Raw genomic sequence first — 22,878 nt, forward strand, 5'->3', positions numbered from 1 at the left:
ATGAAAAAAGCGCTTCTGGTAGTCAGTTTTGGCACCAGCTATCACGACACCTGTGAAAAAAACATTGTGGCGTGCGAACGTGATCTGGCGGCGTCCTGTCCCGATCGCGACCTGTTTCGCGCCTTCACTTCCGGAATGATCATTCGCAAGCTTCGCCAGCGTGACGGTATCGACATCGATACGCCATTACAGGCTTTGCAAAAGCTTGCCGCACAGGGATATCAGGACGTGGCGATTCAGTCGTTGCACATTATTAACGGCGACGAATATGAAAAAATTGTCCGTGAAGTACAACTCTTGCGTCCGTTATTTACTCGCCTGACGCTGGGCGTGCCGCTGCTGAGCAGCCATAACGATTATGTGCAGCTAATGCAGGCGTTGCGACAACAGATGCCATCGCTCAGACAAACGGAGAAAGTCGTTTTTATGGGCCACGGCGCCAGCCATCACGCATTCGCAGCTTATGCCTGTCTCGATCATATGATGACCGCGCAGCGCTTTCCGGCGCGCGTCGGCGCCGTAGAAAGCTACCCGGAGGTCGACATCCTGATCGACAGCCTGCGTGACGAAGGCGTCACCGGCGTACATTTGATGCCATTAATGCTGGTGGCGGGCGATCACGCCATTAATGATATGGCTTCAGACGACGGCGACTCATGGAAAATGCGCTTTAACGCGGCGGGCATTCCGGCGACGCCGTGGCTGAGCGGGCTGGGAGAAAACCCGGCTATCCGGGCGATGTTTGTCGCGCATTTGCACCAGGCGCTGAACATGGCGGTAGAGGAGGCGGCATGAACGGTAAATTATACGCATTAAGTACCGGGCCAGGCGCGCCCGACCTGATAACCGTCCGCGCAGCGCGGATTCTTGGCTCGCTGGACATTCTGTATGCGCCCGCCGGTCGTAAGGGGGGCGATAGTCTGGCGCTGTCGATTGTGCGCGACTATCTCGGCGAGCAGACGGAAGTACGTTGTTGCCATTTCCCTATGAGCGCTGACGGCGCCGAGAAAGAAGCGGTCTGGAACGAGGTTGCCGCCGCGCTTACCGCAGAGGTGGAAGCAGGTAAACAGGTCGGTTTTATTACCCTGGGCGATGCGATGCTATTCAGTACCTGGATTTTTTTACTCCACCGAATCGGCTGCCCGGAGTGGCTGGAGATTGTCCCCGGCGTCACGTCCTTCGCCGCGATAGCCGCCCGCGCGAAAATGCCGCTCGCCATAGAACGGCAATCGCTGGCGGTTATTTCTTGTACCGCGCCGGAAGCGGAAATAGCCCAGGCGCTACAACAGCATGATAGCCTGGTGTTGATGAAAGTGTATGGCCGGTTCGCCCGTATTAAAGCGTTGCTGGCGCAGGCTGGCCTGCTGGAATGCGCCTTAATGATGTCCGAGGCCACACTGCCCGGCGAGCAGTGCTGGCGCCATCTCCACGAGGTCAACGATGATCAAGCGTTGCCCTATTTTTCGACCATTCTGGTCAATAAACAGTGGGAGTATGCAGAATGAAACTTGAACAGCAGCTTCGACAGTTGTCTTTCAGTGGACTGGCTGCAGCGCTATTGCTGATGGTTGTCCCGCAACAGGCGTTTGCGATGCATATCATGGAGGGCTTTTTACCGCCAGTGTGGGCGCTGGCCTGGTGGTTACTGTTTTTACCCTGCTTGTGGTATGGGCTGGTGCGCTTACGGCGTATTGTGCAGGAGGATAATCATCAGAAGGTACTGCTGGCGCTGTGCGGCGCGTTTATTTTTGTCCTGTCCGCGCTCAAAATTCCGTCGGTAACGGGGAGTTGTTCACATCCGACCGGCGTTGGTCTGGCGGTTATCTTGTTCGGGCCCGGGGTGGTGGCGATTCTCGGCGCGGTTGTGCTGTTGTTTCAGGCGCTATTGCTGGCGCACGGCGGCCTGACGACGCTTGGCGCAAATGGAATGTCGATGGCGGTGATTGGCCCGGTTGTCGGTTATCTGGTGTGGAAAATGGCCTGCCGTGCCGGACTGCGCCGTGATGTCGCCGTTTTTCTGTGTGCGATGCTGGCGGATTTGGCGACCTATTTTGTGACTTCAGTCCAGCTTGGCGTTGCGTTTCCCGATCCCCATGCCGGAGCGACAGGGTCTGTTGTGAAGTTTATGGGGATTTTCTGCCTCACACAGATTCCTGTCGCCATTGCCGAAGGTTTATTAACCGTCATGATTTATGACCAGTTAACCAAACGGCAAGTGATTACCGTACAAGGACATTAAAATGAAAAAAACGTTGATGTTGTTAGCGATGGTGGTGGCGCTGGTGATTCTGCCGTTTTTTATTAACCATGGCGGTGAATATGGCGGTTCAGACGGCGAAGCGGAAAGCCAGATTCAGGCTATTGCGCCGCAGTATAAACCCTGGTTTCAGCCGTTATATGAACCTGCCAGCGGTGAAATTGAAAGCCTGCTGTTTACCCTTCAGGGCTCTCTTGGCGCGGCGGTGATTTTTTATATCCTGGGGTATTGCAAAGGTAAACAACGCCGTGATGACCGGGCTTGATCGACTCAGCTATCAAAGCCGCTGGGTACACGTTGCGCCGCAGCGCAAGTTTTTGCTGTGGCTGGCGATGATGATACTGGCGTTTGTTCTGCCGCCTGTAGGGCAGGGCATTGAGCTGCTGATCATTGCCGGATTGAGTTGTTGGCTATTGCGCATATCCCTCTGGCGCTGGTGTCGATGGATGGCGATACCTTTTGGATTTTTGTTGGTCGGCGTGATAACTATTATCTTCAGCATCAGCCGCGAGCCGCAAATGCTGCTGGCTGGCATCTCTGTCGGGCCGTACTGGATCGGGATTACCCGTGCGGGCGTGGTTACGGCGAATGAAACGTTCTGGCGTAGCCTGACGGCGCTGTCCGCGACGTTGTGGCTGGTGATGAACCTACCGTTTCCGCAGTTAATTAGCTTGCTTAAGCGCGCGCATATTCCACGCCTGCTTACCGAGCAAATCCTGTTAACGTGGCGCTTTCTCTTTATTCTTCTGGATGAGGCGGCGGCAATTCGTCGCGCGCAAACGCTGCGTTTTGGTTATTGCAGCCTGCCGAACGGCTATCGATCTCTGGCAATGCTGACTGGACTCCTGTTTACGCGGGTGTTAATGCGTTATCAGCAAATGACTACCACGCTGGATATCAAACTGTATCAGGGTGATTTTCACCTGTAAGGACTATTATGCTTGCCACTTCAGACCTGTGGTTTCGTTATCAGGATGAGCCGGTACTTAAAGGGTTAAATCTGGATTTTTCGCTTTCGCCTGTTACCGGTTTGGTGGGCGCGAACGGCTGTGGGAAGTCTACGCTTTTTATGAACCTGAGCGGCCTGTTGCGTCCGCAAAAAGGGGCCGTGTTGTGGCAGGGAAAACCGCTGGATTACAGCAAGCGCGGACTACTGGCGCTGCGCCAGCAAGTTGCGACGGTTTTTCAGGACCCTGAACAGCAGATTTTTTATACTGATATCGATAGCGACATTGCGTTTAGTTTACGTAATTTGGGGGTGCCGGAGGCGGAAATCACGCGCCGCGTCGACGAGGCGCTAACGCTGGTTGACGCCCAACATTTTCGCCATCAGCCCATTCAGTGTTTGAGTCATGGGCAAAAAAAACGTGTGGCTATCGCCGGAGCGCTGGTGCTACAGGCGCGCTATCTATTGCTGGATGAACCCACTGCTGGTCTCGATCCCGCAGGGCGCACTCAGATGCTTGCTATCATCAGGCGGATTGTGGCGCAGGGAAATCATGTCATTATCTCCAGCCATGATATCGATCTTATTTATGAAATTAGCGATGCCGTATACGTATTACGCCAGGGCCAGATCCTGACGCATGGCGCGCCTGGCGAGGTTTTCGCGTGTACGGAAGCGATGGAACAAGCGGGGCTAACCCAGCCCTGGCTGGTCAAACTTCATACTCAACTGGGACTGCCGCTGTGTAAAACAGAAACGGAGTTTTTTCATCGAATGCAAAAGTGCGCATTCAGGGAGGCGTCATGACGCAGGCAGTTATGTTGCAGGGGACGGCATCCGACGTCGGCAAAAGTGTGCTGGTGGCCGGTTTATGCCGCATTTTTTATCAGGATGGTCTGCGTACCGCGCCGTTTAAATCGCAAAATATGGCGCTTAATTCTGGTATTACGCCGGATGGTAAAGAGATGGGGCGGGCGCAAATTTTTCAGGCGGAAGCCGCGGGGATCACGCCAGATGTGCGTATGAACCCGGTGCTGCTCAAACCGACCAGCGATCGCCAGGCGCAGGTCGTGCTGATGGGGAAAGTGGCGACCAATATGGATGCGGTTAGTTACCATGACTATAAACCGCGTTTGCGTGAGCAAATCCTTGCGGTCTATAACAGCCTGGCGCAGGAATATGACGTTATTGTGCTGGAAGGCGCCGGAAGCCCGGCGGAAATCAATCTGCGCGATCGCGATATCGTCAATATGGGAATGGCGGAAATGGCCCAGTGTCCGGTTATTCTGGTGGCGGATATCGACCGGGGCGGCGTATTCGCCGCTATTTATGGCACGCTGGCGCTGCTGCATAAACAGGAGCGTGACAGAGTAAAGGGCGTCATTATCAACAAATTCCGCGGCGACGTGGCGCTACTCTATTCCGGTATCGAACAAATCGAATCGCTTACTGGCGTCCCGGTCCTGGGAGTGATGCCATGGCTGGATGTGGATCTGGAAGATGAAGATGGCGTCGCGCTGCAAAACGATAAATATCGCGGTAACGCCCCCCGTGATATCACTATTGCCATTGTGCAACTGCCACATATTTCTAACTTTACGGATTTTAACGCTCTGGCGGCGCAGCCGGATGTGCGCATACGCTATATTCGCCGCCCGGAAGCGTTGACTGACGCTGATCTGGTGATCCTGCCGGGCAGTAAGAATACGCTGAGCGACCTCGCCTGGCTGCGTGAAAGCGGGATGGCGGATGCGGTATTGCAGACACATCGGCAGGGCGTGCCGGTGATGGGGATTTGCGGCGGCTACCAGATGCTGGGCGACACCATTGTGGATGAGGTGGAGTCGGGGCTGGGTACGCAGCCGGGCCTGGGGCTGCTTAATACGATCACTCGCTTTGCACAGGATAAAACCACGACGCAGGTTAACGCGACAATGTCAGGCGAGCTGCCCGGCTGGCTGGCTGCCGCGGCGGGGCTACCGGTACGCGGTTATGAAATTCACATGGGGGAAACGGTGCTGCAGGAAGGATGCTGTACGGCCATGACGTTACAGAAAAATGGATGCTCTGTGGCGGATGGCGCGGTCACCGCCGACGGACTGGCGTTTGGCACTTACCTTCACGGCCTGTTTGACAGCGATGCGTTTACCCGTGCGGTGGTCAATGGGTTACGGGCGCGAAAAGGACTTGCGCCGTGGGAAACGACTTTTTGTTATGCGGAGCATAAAGCGCGGCAATTTGATCTGCTGGCGGAAGCGATGCGGCAACATATTGATATTGATGAAATTTATAACATCATGCAACAACATCAGGAGCCGGTATGATGATTCTGGTGACGGGCGGGGCGCGTAGTGGTAAAAGCCGTCATGCTGAAACCTTAATTGGCGATGCGCCGCAGGTACTGTATATCGCCACCTCGCAGATTCTTGATGACGAGATGGCGGCGAGAATTCAGCATCATAAAGATGGCAGGCCGGCACACTGGCGGACCGCAGAATGCTGGCGGCATCTTGATACGTTGATTACCGCGGATCTTGCCCCTGACGACGCGATTTTGCTGGAATGTATTACCACCATGGTGACGAATCTGCTGTTTGCGCTGGGAGGCGAAAACGATCCCGAACAATGGGATTATGCAGCGATGGAGCGCGGCATTGACGATGAAATTCAGATTTTAATTGCAGCCTGCCAGCGCTGCCCGGCGAAAGTGGTACTGGTGACAAATGAGGTGGGAATGGGGATCGTCCCGGAAAACCGTCTGGCGCGCCATTTTCGTGATATTGCCGGTCGGGTCAACCAACGACTGTCGGCAGCGGCGGATGAGGTCTGGCTGGTGGTCTCAGGTATTGGAGTCAAAATTAAATGAGTAAGCTGTTTTGGGCCATGCTCGCTTTTATTAGCCGCTTGCCCGTGCCGTCACGCTGGTCGCAGGGACTGGATTTCGAGCAGTATTCGCGTGGGATCGTGATGTTTCCCTTTATCGGGTTGATTCTGGGGGGCGTAAGCGGCCTGATTTTCATCCTCCTGCAACCCTGGTGCGGTATTCCGCTAGCGGCGTTGTTCTGTATTCTGGCGCTGGCGCTGCTGACCGGTGGTTTTCACCTGGATGGGCTGGCCGATACCTGCGATGGCATTTTTTCCGCGCGCCGCCGTGAGCGAATGCTGGAGATTATGCGCGATAGTCGTCTGGGAACCCATGGCGGGCTGGCGCTTATTTTTGTGCTCCTGACAAAAATTCTGGTGGTCAGCGAACTGGCGTTACGTGGAACGCCAATGTTGGCGGCGCTGGCAGCGGCCTGTGCGGCCGGACGCGGCAGCGCCGTTTTATTGATGTACCGTCATCGCTACGCCCGTGAAGAGGGGCTTGGCAATGTATTTATCGGTAAAGTCAGCGGACGGCAAACCTGTATTACTCTGGGATTGGCGATAATCATCGCCACGGTATTACTGCCTGGTATGCAAGGACTGGCCGCAATGGTGGTCACATGCGCGGCGATTTTCATCCTTGGCCAGTTGCTTAAACGTACGCTTGGCGGTCAAACCGGCGATACGCTGGGCGCGGCGATCGAACTTGGCGAATTGATCTTTCTGCTGGCTCTGTTATGAGCCGATTATTACGGACGAGACATCTTATGCAGACACTACACGCTTTACTCCGTGACATTCCTGCGCCGGACGCCGAGGCGATGGCGCGTGCGCAGCAACATATTGACGGCCTGCTCAAACCGCCGGGCAGCCTGGGCAGACTGGAAACCTTAGCCGTTCAGCTCGCGGGTATGCCGGGTCTTAACGGTACGCCGCAGGTAGGTGAAAAGGCGGTGCTGGTGATGTGCGCCGACCATGGCGTCTGGGATGAAGGCGTAGCGGTTTCGCCCAAAATCGTGACGGCGATTCAGGCGGCGAATATGACGCGGGGAACAACCGGCGTATGCGTGCTTGCCGCTCAGGCCGGTGCGAAGGTGCATGTCATTGATGTCGGTATTGATGCCGAACCTATTCCTGGCGTAGTTAATATGCGCGTCGCGCGCGGCTGCGGAAATATTGCCGTTGGCCCGGCGATGAGTCGCTTGCAGGCTGAGGCGCTTTTGCTGGAGGTTTCCCGCTACACCTGCGACCTGGCGCAACGCGGCGTGACCTTATTTGGCGTAGGGGAGCTGGGAATGGCGAACACTACGCCAGCCGCCGCGATGGCCAGCGTTTTTACAGGAAGTGATGCAAAAGAGGTGGTGGGGATTGGCGCGAATCTTCCGCCTTCCCGCATCGATAATAAAGTGGACGTCGTGCGGCGGGCGATTGCGATTAATCAGCCCAATCCGCGCGACGGCATTGATGTGTTGTCGAAGGTGGGTGGTTTTGATCTGGTCGGGATGACCGGCGTGATGCTTGGCGCGGCAAGGTGTGGCTTACCCGTATTGCTGGATGGCTTTCTTTCCTACTCGGCAGCGCTGGCGGCCTGTCAGATTGCGCCTGCGGTGAGACCTTATCTGATCCCGTCGCACTTTTCGGCGGAAAAGGGCGCCCGCATCGCGCTCGCGCATTTGTCTATGGAACCCTATTTGCATATGGCGATGCGGTTAGGTGAAGGAAGCGGCGCGGCGCTGGCGATGCCGATCGTGGAAGCCGCGTGCGCCATGTTCCACAACATGGGGGAGTTGGCGGCCAGTAATATTGTCCTGCCGGAGGGGAACGCAAACGCAACATAACCCGGGCGCACAACACCAGCCATGTGAGAAAAAAGCTATACTTAACGCACACCTGCCGCGACAAAGGAAGGGATATAATGCGTCGTATCACACCTTTTTTTCCGTTTTTCGTCTTGTTGGTAAGCCATTTCTCGCTGGCTATAAGCTATCCGTTGCCGCCCGAAGGCAGTCGTCTGGTAGGACAGCCTGTCACAATCGCCGTACCACAGAACAATACTCAGCCCTTAGAGTCATTTGCCGCCCGCTACGGTCAGGGGCTGAGTAATATGCTTGAAGCGAATCCCGGCGTGGATGTGTTTTTACCTCAGTCTGGTTCCACACTGGTAGTGCCGCAGCAGTTGATTCTGCCTGACACCGTTCGTGAAGGTATTGTGGTAAACGTCGCCGAGATGCGCCTTTATTATTATCCCGCAGGCACGAATACGGTTGAGGTGCTACCCATTGGTATTGGTCAGGCTGGCCGTGAAACGCCGCGCAACTGGGTAACTGCGGTTGAACGCAAACAAGATGGCCCGGTTTGGGTGCCAACGGCTAATACGCGCCGGGAATATGCTAAAGAGGGAAAAACGCTGCCCGCGATGGTGCCTGCGGGGCCGGATAACCCTATGGGGCTATACGCAATATATATCGGCAGGTTATATGCCATCCATGGCACTAATGCTAACTTTGGCATCGGCCTTCGCGTCAGTCAGGGCTGTATCCGTTTACGCAATGACGATATTAAATATTTATTCGACCATGTTCCTGTAGGAACCCGCGTTCAGATTATCGACAGGCCCGTTAAATTTTCGGTAGAGCCGGATGGCAGTCGTTGGCTGGAGGTACACGAACCGCTTTCTCGTAACCGTGCTGAATTTGAGTCAGACAAAAAAGTTCCATTGCCCGTTACGCCAGTGCTGCGCACGTTTATCAAAGGGGATGACGTTGATACTTCGCGGGTTAATGAGGTGCTGGAGCGCCGTTCCGGAATGCCGGTCAACATTAGCGCGGGCAGGCCTGGCCTTTAAATATCCTGCCACATTGCTGGTTTTCATGGGCTGGAGCATCTGTATTAGTAGTGAGTGTCATGGCAGGGGCTCCATTTCTCAGCGAACCGCGAGCCCTCCGATTAAGCTCAAAGTCATAAATCTTTTCTCCGGCATCGCCGGAGGTTTTTTATATGCGTCTGCAAGGCTCTCTTATCCACCGCGCCGAGTATTCTTTTCGGTCGAAATGATATTTGAGATACCAGAGGCATGAACCGCCCGGACTGACAAGCAGATACAGACCGTGAGAAGCGGTCAGTTTAAAGGGAGTTGGTGAAGGTTTAGTAGCGCGGATTTTACTGTCAGTAAGGGGCATGTGGTGATCACTCCTTTATCTAACTGAAATGACCCCAAATCAGACCACCAATTTGTCCCGATGCGGAGAGATAAATCAATATGCACTGAGACAGTTTTCTACGCTAACTCTCTGAATCAAAATACTATTGAGACATGCTGAGATGCCTGAAAACAGGAATTTGGCTCCTCTGACTGGGTGCGTTTTTTATCTCATTGAATAATAAAATATTTATTTTCTAAATTCAAAATAAGGCCCTTATAAAAGCCCCGATCGTAATGATGCACTAAGAATGTGATTTTTATCACATTTTAAAAGTGGGATTATTTCCCCCCATCTTGCCATTTCCACTAGATATTATTAACGGATACTTGAATTAATTCGATTGTTCAATAATGATTGAAATATTGAATCATAGAGGGCCGCCCCACATTATGAACAAACAAAATGCCACAACCATCTTTGAATCCCTCTCCTCCGGTGTACGTCTGGACGTATATCGCCTACTGATAAAAATGGGTACCGAGGGCATGGTTGCCGGGGAGATCGCTTCAACGCTGGATATCCCGCCGACTAACTTATCGTTTCATTTAAAGGCGCTGACGCAAGCCGGGATGCTGACGGTAGAACAGGAAGGTCGTTACCAGCGTTATCGTGCCAACATCCCACTGATGCTGGATTTAATCGGCTGGCTGACCGAGGAGTGCTGCTCAGGCCACCCGGAACAATGCGCGGATTTTCGTTCGGCTTCTTCCTGCTCAGAAGCCGTTTTACCACCACTCAACACCACGAAAAAGAGTAAATCATGAACGTACTTTTTCTCTGTACCGGTAACTCCTGCCGTTCCGTGCTGGCCGAAGCCACGTTTAACCATCTGGCTCCTGCCGGATGGCGCGCCATGAGCGCAGGCAGTCACCCGGCGGGTTACGTACATCCCCGAGCACTGGCGTTGTTGGCGCGGGAAGGCATTTCAACAGAAGGCTATTTCAGCAAATTGTGGGATGGCCTGCCGCAGACGCCGGATATTGTCGTGACAGTCTGTTCAAACGCTGCCGGAGAAACCTGTCCGGCCTGGCTCGGTAACGTGATGCGTACCCATTGGGGCGTTGACGATCCGGCTCGTGCTACCGGTAGCGATGCCGAAATCGATGCGGCTTTTGTCACTGCTTACCAGACATTACGTGCGCGTATTGAAGCTTTTCTGGCGCTGCCGCTGAATGAATTGCTGCACGATCGCGCTCGTCTGAAAGTTGAACTGGATCGTATTGGCGAAATTTTTTAACGACCTGTATTTCAATAATTGATGGAGAGTCAAATGAAGACGATTCAGATTTTCGATCCCGCATTATGCTGTTCTTCCGGCGTCTGTGGCCCGGAAACCGATCCGGCGCTGGTCGCATTCGCCGCTGATTTTGAGTGGGCCAGAACGCAGGGCGTCAATATTGAGCGTTTCAATCTGGCGCAGCAACCATTGCTCTTCGCACAGAACGAAATCGTTAAAGGCTTTCTGGCCCGTTCCGGCAAAGAGGCGCTACCGCTGATTCTGGTGGATGGTGAAGTCGCACTGGCTGGTCGCTACCCTCGCAGAGAGGAACTGGCGCGTTGGATGGGGCTTACCGTCTATTCGAGTTTTACGCCAGCGGCTTCCTCCTGTTGCGGCGGCGATAAGTGCTGCTGACGGACTGATTTCCCGCTTTATTTAATTTAAAGGAGTCTTTTTTATGCTGATGCTTCGGCAGGTGCCCCCCTTTTTGTTTTTTACCGGTAAAGGCGGTGTGGGTAAAACATCGCTGGCCTGTGCTACCGCGATTCATCTGACCGCCTCTGGCAAACGTGTACTGTTGGTCAGCACCGATCCGGCTTCCAATGTGGCGCAGGTATTTGAACAGACTATTGGTCATCAGATAACCCCGATTGCAGCGGTCAACGGACTGGCTGCGCTGGAAGTCGATCCGTCCGCTGCCGCAGCGGCATACCGTGAGCGCATTGTTGGACCGGTGCGTGGAATTCTGCCGGACGACATCGTAGCGGGTATTGAGGAGCAGCTTTCCGGTGCCTGTACCACCGAAATAGCCGCCTTTGACGAATTCACCGCGCTGCTGACTAATCAGCAACTGCGCGATGAGTACGATCATATTGTGTTCGACACCGCGCCAACCGGGCATACGCTACGAATGCTGCAACTGCCCGGCGCGTGGAGCGGTTATCTCGACAACAGCCAGCACGGTGCGTCCTGTCTCGGACCGCTGGCCGGGCTGGAAAAACAGCGCAGCCAGTATCGCGCCGCCGTAGACGCACTGGCGAATGCGGAACTGACGCGAATGGTGCTGGTCGCCAGAGCGCAAACCGCAACATTGAAGGAAGTATCGCGCACTTATGACGAACTAGCCGCCATCGGCCTGACGCAGCAGTATCTGGTCATTAACGGCCTGTTGCCTGATCAGGAAGCCGCACACGATAAGCTGGCGCAGGCACTGTATCAACGTGAACAACAGGCGCTGCAACATTTACCTGATAACCTGCGAGCATTGCCTTGCGATCGCCTGCCGCTAAAACCGTTCAATATGGTGGGTCTGGTGGCATTACGTGGCCTGCTGGACGACAGCGCAACAGGCGCGCCGGTGGAAAGCGGAGATATACCGCCCGTTGACCTCCCTTCGCTGTCATCGCTAATCGATGGGTTCGCATCTCAGGGACATGGCCTGATCATGCTGATGGGCAAAGGTGGCGTGGGGAAAACCACGCTGGCGGCGGCTATTGCCGTTGAACTGGCCCGTCGCGGTTATCCGGTTCACCTGTCCACATCCGATCTGGCGGCGCACCTGACCGACACGCTGGATGGCTCATTCGACGGTCTGACCGTCAGTCGTATCGATCCACTGGCCGAAACCGAGCGTTACCGGCAGCAGGTGATGGCTGAGCAGGGTAAAAACCTCGACGAACAGGGTCGTGCCGTTCTTGAAGAAGATCTGCGTTCTCCCTGCACGGAAGAAATTGCCGTGTTTCAGGCTTTCTCCCGCATCATTCAGGAGGCAGGTAAGCAGTTTGTCGTCATGGATACCGCACCAACCGGCCATACGTTGCTGCTGCTTGACGCTACTGGCGCTTACCACCGTGAGATTGCCCGACTGGCCGGGGAACACGGTCAGCCCGTACTGACGCCCATGATGCGCCTACAGGACAGCGAGCAGACGAAAGTTCTCATCGCCACGCTGGCGGAAACCACGCCGGTGCTGGAAGCCGCTCATTTGCAGGACGACCTGCGTCGCGCGGGGATTGAACCGTGGGGCTGGGTCATTAATAACAGCCTGATCAATACGCCGACTACATCGCCGCTGCTGCGCCAGCGTGCCGAACGCGAACGGTCGCAGATTGATGCCGTCTGTACCCACCATGCCCGACGCTGTGCGCTGGTGCCGCTACAGGCGGAAGAGCCTGTCGGTGTGGAACGTTTGCTACAACTGAGCACAACGGGAAAATAAACCTAAAGGAGCCTGCTATGTCCGCACAAACCCAGGCCGCTCCGGCCATGAACCTGTTTGAACGTTACCTGAGCGTCTGGGTTGCGCTCTGCATCGCCATCGGTATTCTGCTCGGGCAGGTAATGCCGGGCGTCTTTCGCGTTATCGGCGGTCTGGAGATTGCCCGCGTCAATTTGCCGGTCGGTTTGCTTATTTGGGTAATGATTATTCCTATGCTGCTGCGCATTGATTTCGGGGCATTGGGGCAGGTCAAAGCGCACTGGCGCGGGATCGGCGTAACGTTGTTTATCAACTGGCTGGTTAAACCATTCTCAATGGCGCTGCTCGGCTGGCTGTTCATCCGTTATTTATTCGCGCCGTGGCTGCCAACCGATCAGCTTGACAGCTACATTGCCGGGCTTATTCTGCTGGCTGCCGCGCCCTGTACGGCAATGGTGTTTGTCTGGAGCCGACTCACCAACGGCGACCCTTATTTCACGCTGTCGCAGGTGGCGCTGAACGATGCCATCATGATTTTCGCCTTTGCGCCGATTGTTGGGCTGTTGCTCGGCTTGTCCTCAATCATCGTGCCGTGGGCCACCCTGTTAACCTCCGTGGTACTATACATCGTTGTGCCGGTTATTCTGGCCCAGCTCTGGCGTAAGGCCCTGCTACGCAAGGGGCAAGCGGCATTCGATAATGCGCTGACGAAAATCGGCCCGTGGTCAATGGCGGCATTACTGGCAACGCTGGTGTTACTGTTTGCGTTTCAGGGCGAAGCCATTCTGCAACAGCCGCTGGTCATTGCCCTGCTGGCGGTGCCAATTCTGATTCAGGTGCTGTTTAACTCGGCACTGGCCTATGGGTTGAATCGACTGGTGGGCGAAAAGCACAATATTGCCTGTCCATCCAGCCTGATCGGCGCATCGAACTTCTTTGAACTGGCTGTCGCAGCGGCAATCAGCCTGTTTGGTTTTCATTCCGGTGCGGCGCTGGCGACCGTGGTTGGGGTGCTCATTGAGGTGCCGGTGATGCTGCTGGTTGTGCGAGTGGTGAATCGTTCGAAAGGGTGGTATGAGAGAGCTTAGCGGAGATATTATCCCTCTCTAATTATCCGTTCGCGGCAAACATTCAGACAGTTTCTCAAGGGGCAGGGCCGGGTAATGCTGTGTTTCAGGCGGCGTGAACTCACCATCCAGATTTTGCGCAGGGTTCGACCTGATTAACTGTTTTTTCACCGCATAGGGGCCAAAAGCCAGCTTCTTCTCTTTCTCGTCAATGCGGTACTTCATGTACCAGAGTTTCGAGCCGTTGGGTTTGATCAGCAGGTAGAGTCCTGAACTGTCGGTAATCTTGAAGGATTTCTCGGTGGGTTTGATCTTGCGGATAGCGGTATCGGTTAATGCCATCGGCGGGGGCTCCATTTCTCAACGAACCGTGAGGCCCCCGATTAAGTCCCCAAAAACTATAGGTGTCAAAAAACCCGGTAAACCTTATCAGGTTAACCGGGTAAAGATAAGTTCTTGTTTTTTAAACGTCTCCGGACTCACCAGGATGTCCCGAAACTAAAATCTGGCTCCTCTGACTGGACTCGAACCAGTGACATACGGATTAACAGTCCGCCGTTCTACCGACTGAACTACAGAGGAATCGTGTGGGGTCGTATATTAGCGGCGGAAAAATTTTTGTCAAACCCCATTTAACCTCTTACAGATTCGATTGCGGGTTATCTCATCACTTTGTTGCATTTGCAGACATTTTTTCTGCAAAAAGCTTTGCAGCCTTACGATTTCTCGCTCATTATTGAAATGTGGTTTCAACTCTCTTCTTTAAGGTCCATTTTGAACGTCTCCACTGCCTTACGCCAGGCTGTCGTCCGTACGCCCTGGTATGCCAAACGCAAGAGCTACAAAGTGTTGTTCTGGCGTGAAATCACCCCACTTGCTATCCCTATTTTTCTGGAAAATACCTGTGTTTTGCTAATGGGCGTGCTCAGTACTTTTCTCGTCAGTTGGCTGGGCAAGGAAGCAATGGCGGGCGTGGGGCTTGCCGACAGTTTTAATATGGTAATTATGGCTTTTTTTGCGGCTATCGATCTTGGTACTACGGTGGTGGTCGCCTTTAGCCTCGGCAAGCGCGACAGGCGACGCGCAAGGGCGGCGGCGCGCCAGTCGCTGGTGATTATGACGCTATTTGCCGTTGTGCTGGCAGTGGTCATTCATTATTTCGGCAGTGAAATTATTAATATTGTCGCAGGCGAGGCGACGCCAGAAGTAAAGGGGCTGGCGTTAACGTACCTTGAACTGACAGTGCTGAGTTATCCGGCTGCGGCAATTGCGCTAATCGGTAGCGGCGCGCTGCGTGGGGCAGGGAATACGAAAATCCCGTTGATGATTAACGGCGGGATGAACATTCTCAATATTATCATCAGCAGCATCCTGATTTACGGGGCTTTCTCCTGGCAAGGGCTGGGTTTTGCCGGTGCGGGGCTGGGATTAACCATTTCGCGCTACATCGGCGCAGTAGCGATTATTTGGGTGCTGATGATTGGTTTTAATCCGGCGCTGCGCATTCCGCTGAAAAGCTATCTGAAGCCGCTGAATTTCGGCATTATCTGGGAAGTGATGGGTATCGGTATTCCGGCGAGCATTGAATCAGTGCTGTTCAACGGTGGCAAGCTACTGACGCAAATGTTTGTCGCCGGAATGGGCACTAACGTTATTGCGGGTAACTTTATTGCCTTTTCCGTGGCGGCGCTTATCAACCTGCCGGGTAACGCCCTTGGTTCGGCGTCGACTATTATCACCGGTAAGCGTCTTGGTACCGGACAAATTGGTCAGGCAGAGCGTCAATTGCGCCATGTATTCTGGATGTCGACTATCGTACTTACGGCAATCGCCTGGGGGACAGCGCCGTTCGCGGGTCTGTTTGCCTCATTTTATACCCAGGAGCAGGACGTAAAAGAGGTAGTGAAAGTTCTGCTCTGGCTTAATGCTGTCTTTATGCCAATTTGGGCGGCCGCGTGGGTGTTGCCGTCGGGTTTTAAAGGCGCGCGCGATGTGCGATTTGCGATGTGGGTATCGATGCTGGGGATGTGGGGCTGTCGCGTTGTGGCAGGGTATACGCTTGGTATTGTGCTGGGTATGGGGGTTGTAGGGGTTTGGCTGGGGATGTTTCTTGACTGGGCCGTGCGTGGCGCACTGTTTTACTGGCGTCTGATAAGCGGGCGCTGGCTGTGGAGATACCCGCGCGTAAAGAGGGAGTAAGCGCTTTTTGCTGTGAAAATCATCAGGAAACGGTGAATTTTAACCGAAGTGTGGAATAAAGCAGCAAACGAACTTTTTTTGTGAAAACAGGCTTTGACAAGCCAGGGGCACCTCGTTAATATTCGCCCCGTTCACACGATTCCTCTGTAGTTCAGTCGGTAGAACGGCGGACTGTTAATCCGTATGTCACTGGTTCGAGTCCAGTCAGAGGAGCCAGATTTTAGTTTCGGGACATCCTGGCGAGTCCGGAGACGTTTAAAAAACAAGAAATTATCTTTACCCGGTTGATCTGATAAGGTTTGCCGGGTTTTTTGACATCCATAGTTTTTGGGGCTTAATCGGGGCCTCACGGTTCGTTGAGTAAATGGAGCCCCCTCCTATGGCATTAACCGATACCGCTGGTGGCACGCAGACCGATCCGGGTACAGGAAAACCGTCAGAAAATCCACCCGCCGCTCCACCGTCAGATGGTCCCGCTTCTGAAAAACCACACGACCCACCCGCCGATCCCAATAAGCCCACTCCACCGAAAGAAGAAACGCCGCCCGGCGCGCCGGAGAAATACGCGTTCACCGCCCCTGAAGGTCAGGAACTCGATACCAGCGCGCTGGCGCAGTTCGAACCAGTGGCGCGTGAACTGAACCTGACGCAAGAGCAGGCGCAGAAGCTGGTGGACGTCTATCCGAAAGTGCTGGCGGGAGTGCAACAACAGCAAGCGGAGTCATGGCAGAAGCAAACAGAAGACTGGGCTGCGGCAGTTAAAGCCGATAAAGACATTGGCGGTGACAAGCTGGCGTCTAATCTTGGCGCAGCTCAGCGGGCTATCGACACGTTCGGTACCAAAGAACTGAAAGAGTATCTCGATGGTACCTGCGCCAGATCTCTGGTCAATGCTGCACCGTGACGGAAGCGATTCCACCCGGCACCTGTTACCACATCAGCGCCTTTTACTTTACGGGCTGCGGCCTGCAAAGACGTCCGGCTTTGCTGCCGCGTGACCGTCAATCTGCGCCAGAATCCGCGATCTTTCGCGCCCGGCACTCAACCGGTGCGTCACTTTCGTCGCGCAAAGCGACAAAGTGACGCACAACCACTACACCGCGCCATGCCCCTGTTTTCGGGGTTCCGGCGTTCATTCCCGAATCTGACACGCCTTTTTGGGGCCGCTGTCAGCAAGAAAGAAGAGAAAAAGATCGATACCGAGGGGGGGCTGATGCCCCGGAGAATTTCTGCTCACGCAGGCAGCCTGTACCGCGTACAGTCTGAAACTCCCTATACCTCAACAAACTGCCACTCCGGCGTAAAGGTATCGTTCTGGCGCAGCCAAAGAGCATACGCCGGAGACTGTTTGTGTTCTCAAAATCACAGGAGAAGTGTATGGGCAAGTTAGGTGGTGAAATGAAGGCACTGGCAAAGCACTGTGGCGGTAGCCATAAAACGGTGAACGATTGCATTCATATCGTGCAGCGTTTCGATCACCACTTACGGGCTTTGAACGTCCATATCCAGCGGGTTGCGCAGATTAAGGTGCGCCACATTGAAAGCTATATTCATGAAAGGTTGGCGCAGGGGATCGGCAAACGCACGCTGCAAAATGAAATGGCCTCGCTGCGCGCTGTTCTGCAACAGGCCGGGCGTAAACAGGTGGCAGCGCATGAGTGGCTGACTAATAAATCGCTGGGTCTGGCTGGTGCATCGCGCAGCGGGACGCGACAGGCGATCACGCCGGAACATTATCATCATGTGCTGGAGACGGCCCGCATGAAAGATCCGGGACTGGCAGCGGCGCTGGAACTGGCGAGGCTGATGGGCTTACGTTCACAGGAAGCGGTGCAGAGAGTGCAATGGATCTGGGGCATGGGGACGGGCGTGGGCGGTATGTGGCGCAGGTGTATGGGCAAATTTGACAGCTGGCTAAGAGCGAGCAGCGGATGGAGCAGGTTACCACCGTTCACAGTTAGTGAAAGACTGGGCGGAGGTGGTAAATATCAGGCTGCATTACCTTCCCCCTTACAGTCCAAACCTGAATCCGATAGAACGAATGTGGAAATTAATGAACGAACATGCCCGGAATAATCGCTACTTCAGCAGTACGCGAGAGTTCAGGGACGCAATATCTGTCTTTTTTAACCAGACGCTGCCGGATATAGCGGACTCACTGACATCCCGAATTAAAGATCACTTTCAGGTGCTCACTCCCGCATCTTGAGGTTTATTGGGTATATAATCGTTAATAATCATCAGCGCGTTATTATCAAATTAAAAACAACGCGCTCGTAATACTTAAATTATTCTTACTGGTAACTGAAGAAAACTCTCTCCTGCCAGAATATGCTCCTCGCATCCTTTACATTAACTCTTTGTTTCTATAGCATGAAATAAGTTTCAGGGAGTTATTATTCATACAAGGAGAACATCTTGAAGAAAATATTCATAACAATTATAGTTTCATTATATTGCGCGAATATATGTGCAAAACAATCCCCCAGTACAGAATCCAAACCCGTTAATTTCATCGCCCAAATTGAAAATATCGATTTTAATAAAACCGCCATTAGCAGTGACCTGAAACTTTTACTCGCCGACCGTTATTATTTTAAAGATAAAACACCCTGTAATACTAATACCCTTTCTGCGCGCGCAGAATCAATGGGACTGACGACAGAAGAATATATTAATAAAATACGCAGTTTAAGACCGGCTATTCTCGATGACCGTTATTTTTACCTGACGGTCGATCAGTGCGATGCTGGCGGCACGCCCATGCTGACTGGAATCGAGCTATGTACCGAAGCGCTGTGCGGTGCCGAATACATGAAAAGATCGTCTGACTTGTGGCTGGATGATGAACTGCAACCGACGGTTAAACGTCAGGTAACAACAGTAGTCCATATGCCCCTCCCCTATGACAAAGAGAAAAAATTATGGAAAGTCACCGGCTGGTATCTGGAATCCTCAGAAGAAACAGGGGAGGTGATGCAGAGTAAACAGATAGCCTTTGAAGGCTATACCAACGAAGAAAACTTCGCTAACCGACAACGTGTTTCTGTATTTAAATCTTTCTATGAAAGCGGCAATCTCAAAAGTATTTATCATTATAATGCGCAAAATAAGCGTGACGGAAAAGCTGAAACTTACTTTGATGAAAAAGACAAAATAGCGGAAACGCTGACGTTTAAAGATGGTCAACCCGAAGGGGAATACATCGTATACCATGAAAACGGAGCCGTTGAAAGTAAACGTTACTTTGCCCAAGGTAAAATTAAAGATGGCGAATGCCCACATTTTTATGATAACGGCGTTTTAAAACAAAAACACAGCTATTTAAATCAGAAACTGGAAGGCCCGGCATTTGAATATTTCCCTGATGGGAAAATAAAGGGGAAATATTCATACAGTAAAGGCACCATTGTCGGCACCAGTACGGAATATTATTCTACCGGTAAAATTCGTGGTGTTTACCACAGAAATAACCAAGGTGAAAACGACGGAACGTTCGAACAATACAGTGAAGAGGGCAAACTCCTTTCTAAAGCGACCTATAAAAATGGCAAACAGCTTTCTGCTCAGAGCTGGTATGAAAATGGGCATCCCAAAGAAGAATCCTCTTTTGATAGTGAAGGCCGTAAACATGGTGCGGTCAAAGAATGGTTCAGCAACGGAAAGCCTGCCTCATCCAAAATGTATAAACATGATGTGTTAGACGGGGATTTCGAAAAGTGGTACGAAAATGGTCACCGCGAATCAGTCTATCCCTATAAAAACGGTATGCTAAATGGGGACGCTAAGCACTGGAATGAACAGGGCAAACTCACCTATACCACCGAATATAAAGACGATAAAAAGCAGGGAGCCGATCGCCGCTGGAGCGAACGTACCGGTAAACTTGTTGAAGAGGTTATGTTTGCTAATGATGAAAGAAACGGCCTGAAAAGAGAGTTTAACGATCGTACGGGTAAGGTCTTAAGTGCGCTGCCCTATGTCGATGGCGACAAGGAAGGTACAGAAGAAGCCTATGATGAAGACGGCATAAAATACATCCGTTGTTACCACAACGATGAAGAGCTTTCAGAGCTATATGCGCCGACTGACGTCACCAATAAGGCAAAGCAGGGTGACAGCACTGCGCAATATCATTTAGGTAAGTATGAGTTTGAATGCACAAACTACGATGCGGCGATGAAATGGTTAACTCAGTCCGCAGAGCAAAATCATCCCGGCGCGCTTCTCTTTTTGGCCTATGCGTACAACGACGGTGATGGCGTAGCGCAAGACAGTAAAAAATATCTCTCCTATTTATTCAAAGCGGCAGAGCTTGGCGAAAGTGATGCGCAGTTAGAAGTGGGATATTTAAATCTTATCGGCGAAGGAATGCCGAAAAACCTGCCGGAAGCCTATAAGTGGATTAAAAAATCCGCTGACCAGGGAAATGCTCAGGCGCACTATAACCTTGGACTCATGTACAGGAATGGTGATGGCGTTGAGAAAGACCTCAACAAAGCCAAACTTCATCTTACAGCGGCGGTAAAAGGCGGCGTCAAACCTGCACTGGCAGCCTTAAAGGAATTAACGCCTCAAACTAAGTAAATATGACTTTGCTGTAAAGAGGCTATTCAAACGGAACTGAAAGGATACACGTTGCTATGAAATTTAAATTCGCCACATTACTCACAGCTGCCACGGTTTTTTACTCTTATCAGAGCGTTGCACAAAGTCAGCAATCGCCTGATGTCTGGTCAGTTGTCGAACAGAAACTGCAAAATGCCGTCCCTTTAAATGAAAACACCACTTTTAAATCGCAGGCAGCCTGGTTTGAATTACACAGGGAACTGTTTATGTACGGCCCGATGAGCCGTGCGGATGCATTACTGAAAAAGCTGGACACACAATCGAATGATGCGAAGTTTTCGCTAAACCATGAGGCCTCGTGGATCGCTGAAAATAATAGCCCGGATGCCGCGATGGTTTTCCTGTCCAAAATTGGTCTCGATAAACCGTCGAGCATTACCGCCTACGAGAGCTACGTTGATGGCTGGGTTAATCGCTGGGTTAATCGCAAACAGCCTGAAAAAGCCTTAGCCCTTCTTAGCAAAAATGCCGACGCGAGGAATTTTTATTTAGCCACGGTTTTAAAATCCTGGCACTCAGATCCTGATAAAACCGCCGCTATTTATAATGAAAATTACGCTGATAAAATTGTTGTTCCTTATACTCAGCTAAAAATGCTGCTTATTATTGCGAAGCAGTACCATGCCAAGGGTGACACCGCAAAGGCGTTGGTTTACGCAAATAGCGCGCTGAAAATGTTTGATACGGCTATTGCTCAACAACCGAGTGCTGAAGCCTACCGTTATCAGGAGTATCTCGACCTGATGGAGATCTATTACGCCACGGGTAATAAAGAGAAGGCGATGGCGTTGTCTGCGAGATTGCGCAAAGCAACCGGCAATAAAGGAAGCTATTTCCAGTATTCATTACCGGGATTGCTCTCTTTTTATAAGAAAAACGAGCTGACACAGAATTATCAGGAGACGCTTTCAACCTATGTGACGCAGGTCGATAAAATATTCAATTTTGCCCCTTCGCCGCGCATTGAAATGGAGCTGATTGATTTATTAAGCAAGCTTGATGATGTTGCGCTGATGAATAAGCGTATCGATTTGCTGATGAGCGCGCCGGAATATACCTGCTACGACGACAGGTATTGCTACGAGTACAAAATCAAAGCGCTGAAGAATCTCTTTCAGCATAAGCAGAATGCTGTGGCGGAAAAGCATATCGCAACCCTCTCCGCCGAGGCGCAAACCCTGACGTTCGCCGAATGGGAAGATGCAACAAATGAAATAGGTGAAGTACTCAAAGAAATTGGCCATCCTGAGGCAGCGCAAAAATTAGCCGTCAGCGCCGAGGCGATTTACCTCAGCCAAGCAAAAGCTTGGCCTGATGAAGATATGTCACTTTCCTTTCAAAGACTTGCAGAGCTTTACGGCTATGGCAACGACACGGTGAATGCCAAACGGGTGTTACACCAGCACGTTCCCTCTCTCGAAGAGGAGGCGATGATCGACCACTACATGAATGCAAAACAGTGGAGTCAGGCAAGGGAATTGATGATTAACGCAGATAGGGTCGATAATAAAAACCTGATGCTGTTACGCCAGATTTGTTCTGAAAACACGCCCGAGTGTCAGGAACATATTACCTTTACGCTGAAAAAATTAACCACGCAGGCGTCGATTACCCGCCAGGACGACACCGGTAATCAGCAGCTTTATCAGATTGGGAATATTTTTCACAGATTGGGTATCATACCGGGAGCGGAACAGCAGGCGCTGATTCAGGCGTTGTATAACAAGGCCGCAGAGCCTAAAAAAGCCACGCCTTAATCGATTTACCCGCCCGGCCACCTTTCTCACATGCGGGAAGGCGGCGGGCGGGAAAAATCAATCGCGGAAGTTTTTGAACTGGAACGGCTGGCCCAGATTGCCGCCGCGCATCAGCACCATCACTGCCTGCAGATCGTCGCGGGATTTACCGGTCACACGCACTAACGTAAATTCGAATCCAAACCCACAGAGATTACCGCAAGATATTAATGTTGACCCAACACCGCCTGCCGGAAGACCCGCGCTGGAACGCCCTGCACGAGGAGTTCAGCTTTGACGACGACGACAACCTGCTGGGCATGAACATGCCGCCCGAAGGTGGCGAGCATCAGGCGAAAGTCAAAGGCGACCGCCTGCTGCTACAGGGCAGACCACCACTATGAGTACGACGAGTTCGGCAATCCCATCGCTGACCGCTGGGGCAAGGCGCAGTGCCGGGAGCACCGATTTGAATGGAACGGCGAGCACCGGCTGGTGCGCTTTACCGACGTGCGCCACTATGATGATGAAGGCTTTCCGCGCCACTCGTGGCGCTATGA

At 52.6% G+C, this 22,878-nt stretch carries 23 protein-coding genes, 2 tRNA genes and 3 pseudogenes; 24 read left to right on the top strand and 4 right to left on the bottom strand.

All coding sequences use genetic code 11. The features are described from left to right. The 11 genes from cbiK (at position 1) to ldtA (ending at position 8,913) form a co-directional block, all read left to right on the top strand. Entirely contained in the window at positions 1 to 795 is a 795-nt protein-coding gene (gene cbiK / locus ACLJNW_RS01435) for a sirohydrochlorin cobaltochelatase (protein ID WP_000709784.1), read from the top strand. After that, on the top strand, positions 792 to 1,505 hold the full coding sequence (locus tag ACLJNW_RS01440; RefSeq protein ID WP_023193425.1) for a cobalt-factor II C(20)-methyltransferase: 714 nt from the start codon (positions 792 to 794) through the stop codon (positions 1,503 to 1,505). The genes cbiK and ACLJNW_RS01440 overlap by 4 nt, the downstream gene beginning before the upstream one ends. After that, on the top strand, positions 1,502 to 2,239 hold the full coding sequence (gene cbiM, locus ACLJNW_RS01445) for a cobalt ECF transporter S component CbiM (protein WP_000764336.1): 738 nt from the start codon (positions 1,502 to 1,504) through the stop codon (positions 2,237 to 2,239). Before ACLJNW_RS01440 ends, cbiM begins: the two co-directional genes overlap by 4 nt. A gap of 1 nt (position 2,240) precedes the next feature. After that, the gene (locus tag ACLJNW_RS01450) at positions 2,241 to 2,522 is read left to right on the top strand and encodes an energy-coupling factor ABC transporter substrate-binding protein (RefSeq protein WP_000753212.1); all 282 of its coding nucleotides are present in this window, start codon (positions 2,241 to 2,243) and stop codon (positions 2,520 to 2,522) included. Beyond that, entirely contained in the window at positions 2,509 to 3,186 is a 678-nt protein-coding gene (locus ACLJNW_RS01455; RefSeq protein ID WP_000147141.1) for an energy-coupling factor ABC transporter transmembrane protein, read from the top strand. The genes ACLJNW_RS01450 and ACLJNW_RS01455 overlap by 14 nt, the downstream gene beginning before the upstream one ends. An 8-nt stretch (positions 3,187 to 3,194) precedes the next feature. After that, positions 3,195 to 4,010, top strand: a complete 816-nt coding sequence (locus ACLJNW_RS01460) for an energy-coupling factor ABC transporter ATP-binding protein (RefSeq protein ID WP_000881542.1) — start codon at positions 3,195 to 3,197, stop codon at positions 4,008 to 4,010. Continuing rightward, positions 4,007 to 5,527, top strand: a complete 1,521-nt coding sequence (locus ACLJNW_RS01465; RefSeq protein WP_020839249.1) for a cobyric acid synthase — start codon at positions 4,007 to 4,009, stop codon at positions 5,525 to 5,527. Before ACLJNW_RS01460 ends, ACLJNW_RS01465 begins: the two co-directional genes overlap by 4 nt. Beyond that, entirely contained in the window at positions 5,524 to 6,069 is a 546-nt protein-coding gene (gene cobU / locus ACLJNW_RS01470) for a bifunctional adenosylcobinamide kinase/adenosylcobinamide-phosphate guanylyltransferase (protein ID WP_000973194.1), read from the top strand. Before ACLJNW_RS01465 ends, cobU begins: the two co-directional genes overlap by 4 nt. Continuing rightward, entirely contained in the window at positions 6,066 to 6,809 is a 744-nt protein-coding gene (gene cobS, locus ACLJNW_RS01475; RefSeq protein WP_023204217.1) for an adenosylcobinamide-GDP ribazoletransferase, read from the top strand. Before cobU ends, cobS begins: the two co-directional genes overlap by 4 nt. A gap of 26 nt (positions 6,810 to 6,835) precedes the next feature. Next, entirely contained in the window at positions 6,836 to 7,906 is a 1,071-nt protein-coding gene (cobT, locus tag ACLJNW_RS01480) for a nicotinate-nucleotide--dimethylbenzimidazole phosphoribosyltransferase (RefSeq protein ID WP_023204218.1), read from the top strand. Positions 7,907 to 7,983: 77 nt separating this feature from the next. After that, complete coding sequence (ldtA, locus tag ACLJNW_RS01485; protein WP_001252816.1) at positions 7,984 to 8,913, top strand: L,D-transpeptidase; 930 nt, start codon at positions 7,984 to 7,986, stop codon at positions 8,911 to 8,913. A gap of 148 nt (positions 8,914 to 9,061) precedes the next feature. On the opposite strand, the gene ACLJNW_RS01490 is transcribed toward ldtA, so the two are convergent. After that, positions 9,062 to 9,247, bottom strand: a complete 186-nt coding sequence (locus ACLJNW_RS01490) for an Arm DNA-binding domain-containing protein (protein WP_001624696.1) — start codon at positions 9,245 to 9,247, stop codon at positions 9,062 to 9,064. A 413-nt stretch (positions 9,248 to 9,660) separates the two neighbouring features. Between ACLJNW_RS01490 and ACLJNW_RS01495 the strand changes: the two genes are divergently transcribed. The 5 genes from ACLJNW_RS01495 to arsB are packed head-to-tail and all read left to right on the top strand — an operon-like array spanning position 9,661 to position 13,775. Continuing rightward, positions 9,661 to 10,035: an ArsR/SmtB family transcription factor gene (locus ACLJNW_RS01495; RefSeq protein WP_023204219.1), complete on the top strand. Its 375-nt coding sequence runs from the start codon at positions 9,661 to 9,663 to the stop codon at positions 10,033 to 10,035. Beyond that, a complete protein-coding gene (locus ACLJNW_RS01500; protein ID WP_001101539.1) occupies positions 10,032 to 10,508 on the top strand; it encodes an arsenate reductase ArsC in 477 nt (158 codons plus the stop codon). Before ACLJNW_RS01495 ends, ACLJNW_RS01500 begins: the two co-directional genes overlap by 4 nt. A gap of 33 nt (positions 10,509 to 10,541) precedes the next feature. After that, positions 10,542 to 10,904: an arsenite efflux transporter metallochaperone ArsD gene (gene arsD, locus ACLJNW_RS01505; protein WP_000849417.1), complete on the top strand. Its 363-nt coding sequence runs from the start codon at positions 10,542 to 10,544 to the stop codon at positions 10,902 to 10,904. A gap of 43 nt (positions 10,905 to 10,947) precedes the next feature. After that, positions 10,948 to 12,708: an arsenical pump-driving ATPase gene (arsA, locus tag ACLJNW_RS01510; protein ID WP_023210638.1), complete on the top strand. Its 1,761-nt coding sequence runs from the start codon at positions 10,948 to 10,950 to the stop codon at positions 12,706 to 12,708. 17 nt (positions 12,709 to 12,725) lie between these two features. Further along, positions 12,726 to 13,775 (top strand): ACR3 family arsenite efflux transporter, encoded by a 1,050-nt coding sequence (gene arsB / locus ACLJNW_RS01515; RefSeq protein ID WP_001276040.1) that lies wholly within the window; start codon positions 12,726 to 12,728, stop codon positions 13,773 to 13,775. Positions 13,776 to 13,793: 18 nt separating this feature from the next. Here arsB and ACLJNW_RS01520 read toward each other — a convergent pair whose 3' ends face one another. Together ACLJNW_RS01520 and ACLJNW_RS01525 are read right to left on the bottom strand one after the other, a co-directional pair. Continuing rightward, complete coding sequence (locus ACLJNW_RS01520) at positions 13,794 to 14,096, bottom strand: Arm DNA-binding domain-containing protein (RefSeq protein ID WP_001219031.1); 303 nt, start codon at positions 14,094 to 14,096, stop codon at positions 13,794 to 13,796. Positions 14,097 to 14,260: 164 nt separating this feature from the next. Continuing rightward, positions 14,261 to 14,336, bottom strand: a tRNA-Asn gene (locus ACLJNW_RS01525). Between the two features lie 159 nt (positions 14,337 to 14,495). Here ACLJNW_RS01525 and ACLJNW_RS01530 point away from each other — a divergent pair. From ACLJNW_RS01530 to ACLJNW_RS01560, 7 genes and pseudogenes are all read left to right on the top strand, one after another. Then, complete coding sequence (locus ACLJNW_RS01530) at positions 14,496 to 15,953, top strand: EmmdR/YeeO family multidrug/toxin efflux MATE transporter (RefSeq protein WP_023204221.1); 1,458 nt, start codon at positions 14,496 to 14,498, stop codon at positions 15,951 to 15,953. 140 nt (positions 15,954 to 16,093) lie between these two features. Then, positions 16,094 to 16,169: transfer RNA gene (locus tag ACLJNW_RS01535), tRNA-Asn, on the top strand. Between the two features lie 163 nt (positions 16,170 to 16,332). Continuing rightward, positions 16,333 to 16,857: a peptidase gene (locus tag ACLJNW_RS01540; protein ID WP_001219019.1), complete on the top strand. Its 525-nt coding sequence runs from the start codon at positions 16,333 to 16,335 to the stop codon at positions 16,855 to 16,857. Between the two features lie 473 nt (positions 16,858 to 17,330). Then, positions 17,331 to 17,798, top strand: a pseudogene (locus ACLJNW_RS01545) (phage integrase N-terminal domain-containing protein); the annotation flags it as partial. A gap of 85 nt (positions 17,799 to 17,883) precedes the next feature. Then, positions 17,884 to 18,162, top strand: a pseudogene (locus ACLJNW_RS01550) (transposase); the annotation flags it as partial. 683 nt (positions 18,163 to 18,845) lie between these two features. Further along, positions 18,846 to 20,540, top strand: coding sequence for an SEL1-like repeat protein (locus ACLJNW_RS01555; protein ID WP_010989035.1), 1,695 nt, complete (start codon positions 18,846 to 18,848; stop codon positions 20,538 to 20,540). Positions 20,541 to 20,596: 56 nt separating this feature from the next. Further along, on the top strand, positions 20,597 to 22,339 hold the full coding sequence (locus tag ACLJNW_RS01560) for a hypothetical protein (RefSeq protein WP_024154643.1): 1,743 nt from the start codon (positions 20,597 to 20,599) through the stop codon (positions 22,337 to 22,339). Between the two features lie 57 nt (positions 22,340 to 22,396). On the opposite strand, the pseudogene ACLJNW_RS01565 reads toward ACLJNW_RS01560, so the two are convergent. After that, positions 22,397 to 22,501, bottom strand: a pseudogene (locus ACLJNW_RS01565) (DUF520 family protein); the annotation flags it as partial. A 47-nt stretch (positions 22,502 to 22,548) separates the two neighbouring features. On the opposite strand from ACLJNW_RS01565, the gene ACLJNW_RS01570 reads away from it, so the two are divergent. Continuing rightward, the gene (locus tag ACLJNW_RS01570; RefSeq protein ID WP_000957535.1) at positions 22,549 to 22,722 is read left to right on the top strand and encodes a hypothetical protein; all 174 of its coding nucleotides are present in this window, start codon (positions 22,549 to 22,551) and stop codon (positions 22,720 to 22,722) included. Positions 22,723 to 22,878 lie beyond the last annotated feature (156 nt).

The sequence above is a fragment of the Salmonella sp. SAL4457 genome (genome assembly GCF_046548235.1).
GTDB lineage: Bacteria > Pseudomonadota > Gammaproteobacteria > Enterobacterales > Enterobacteriaceae > Salmonella > Salmonella enterica.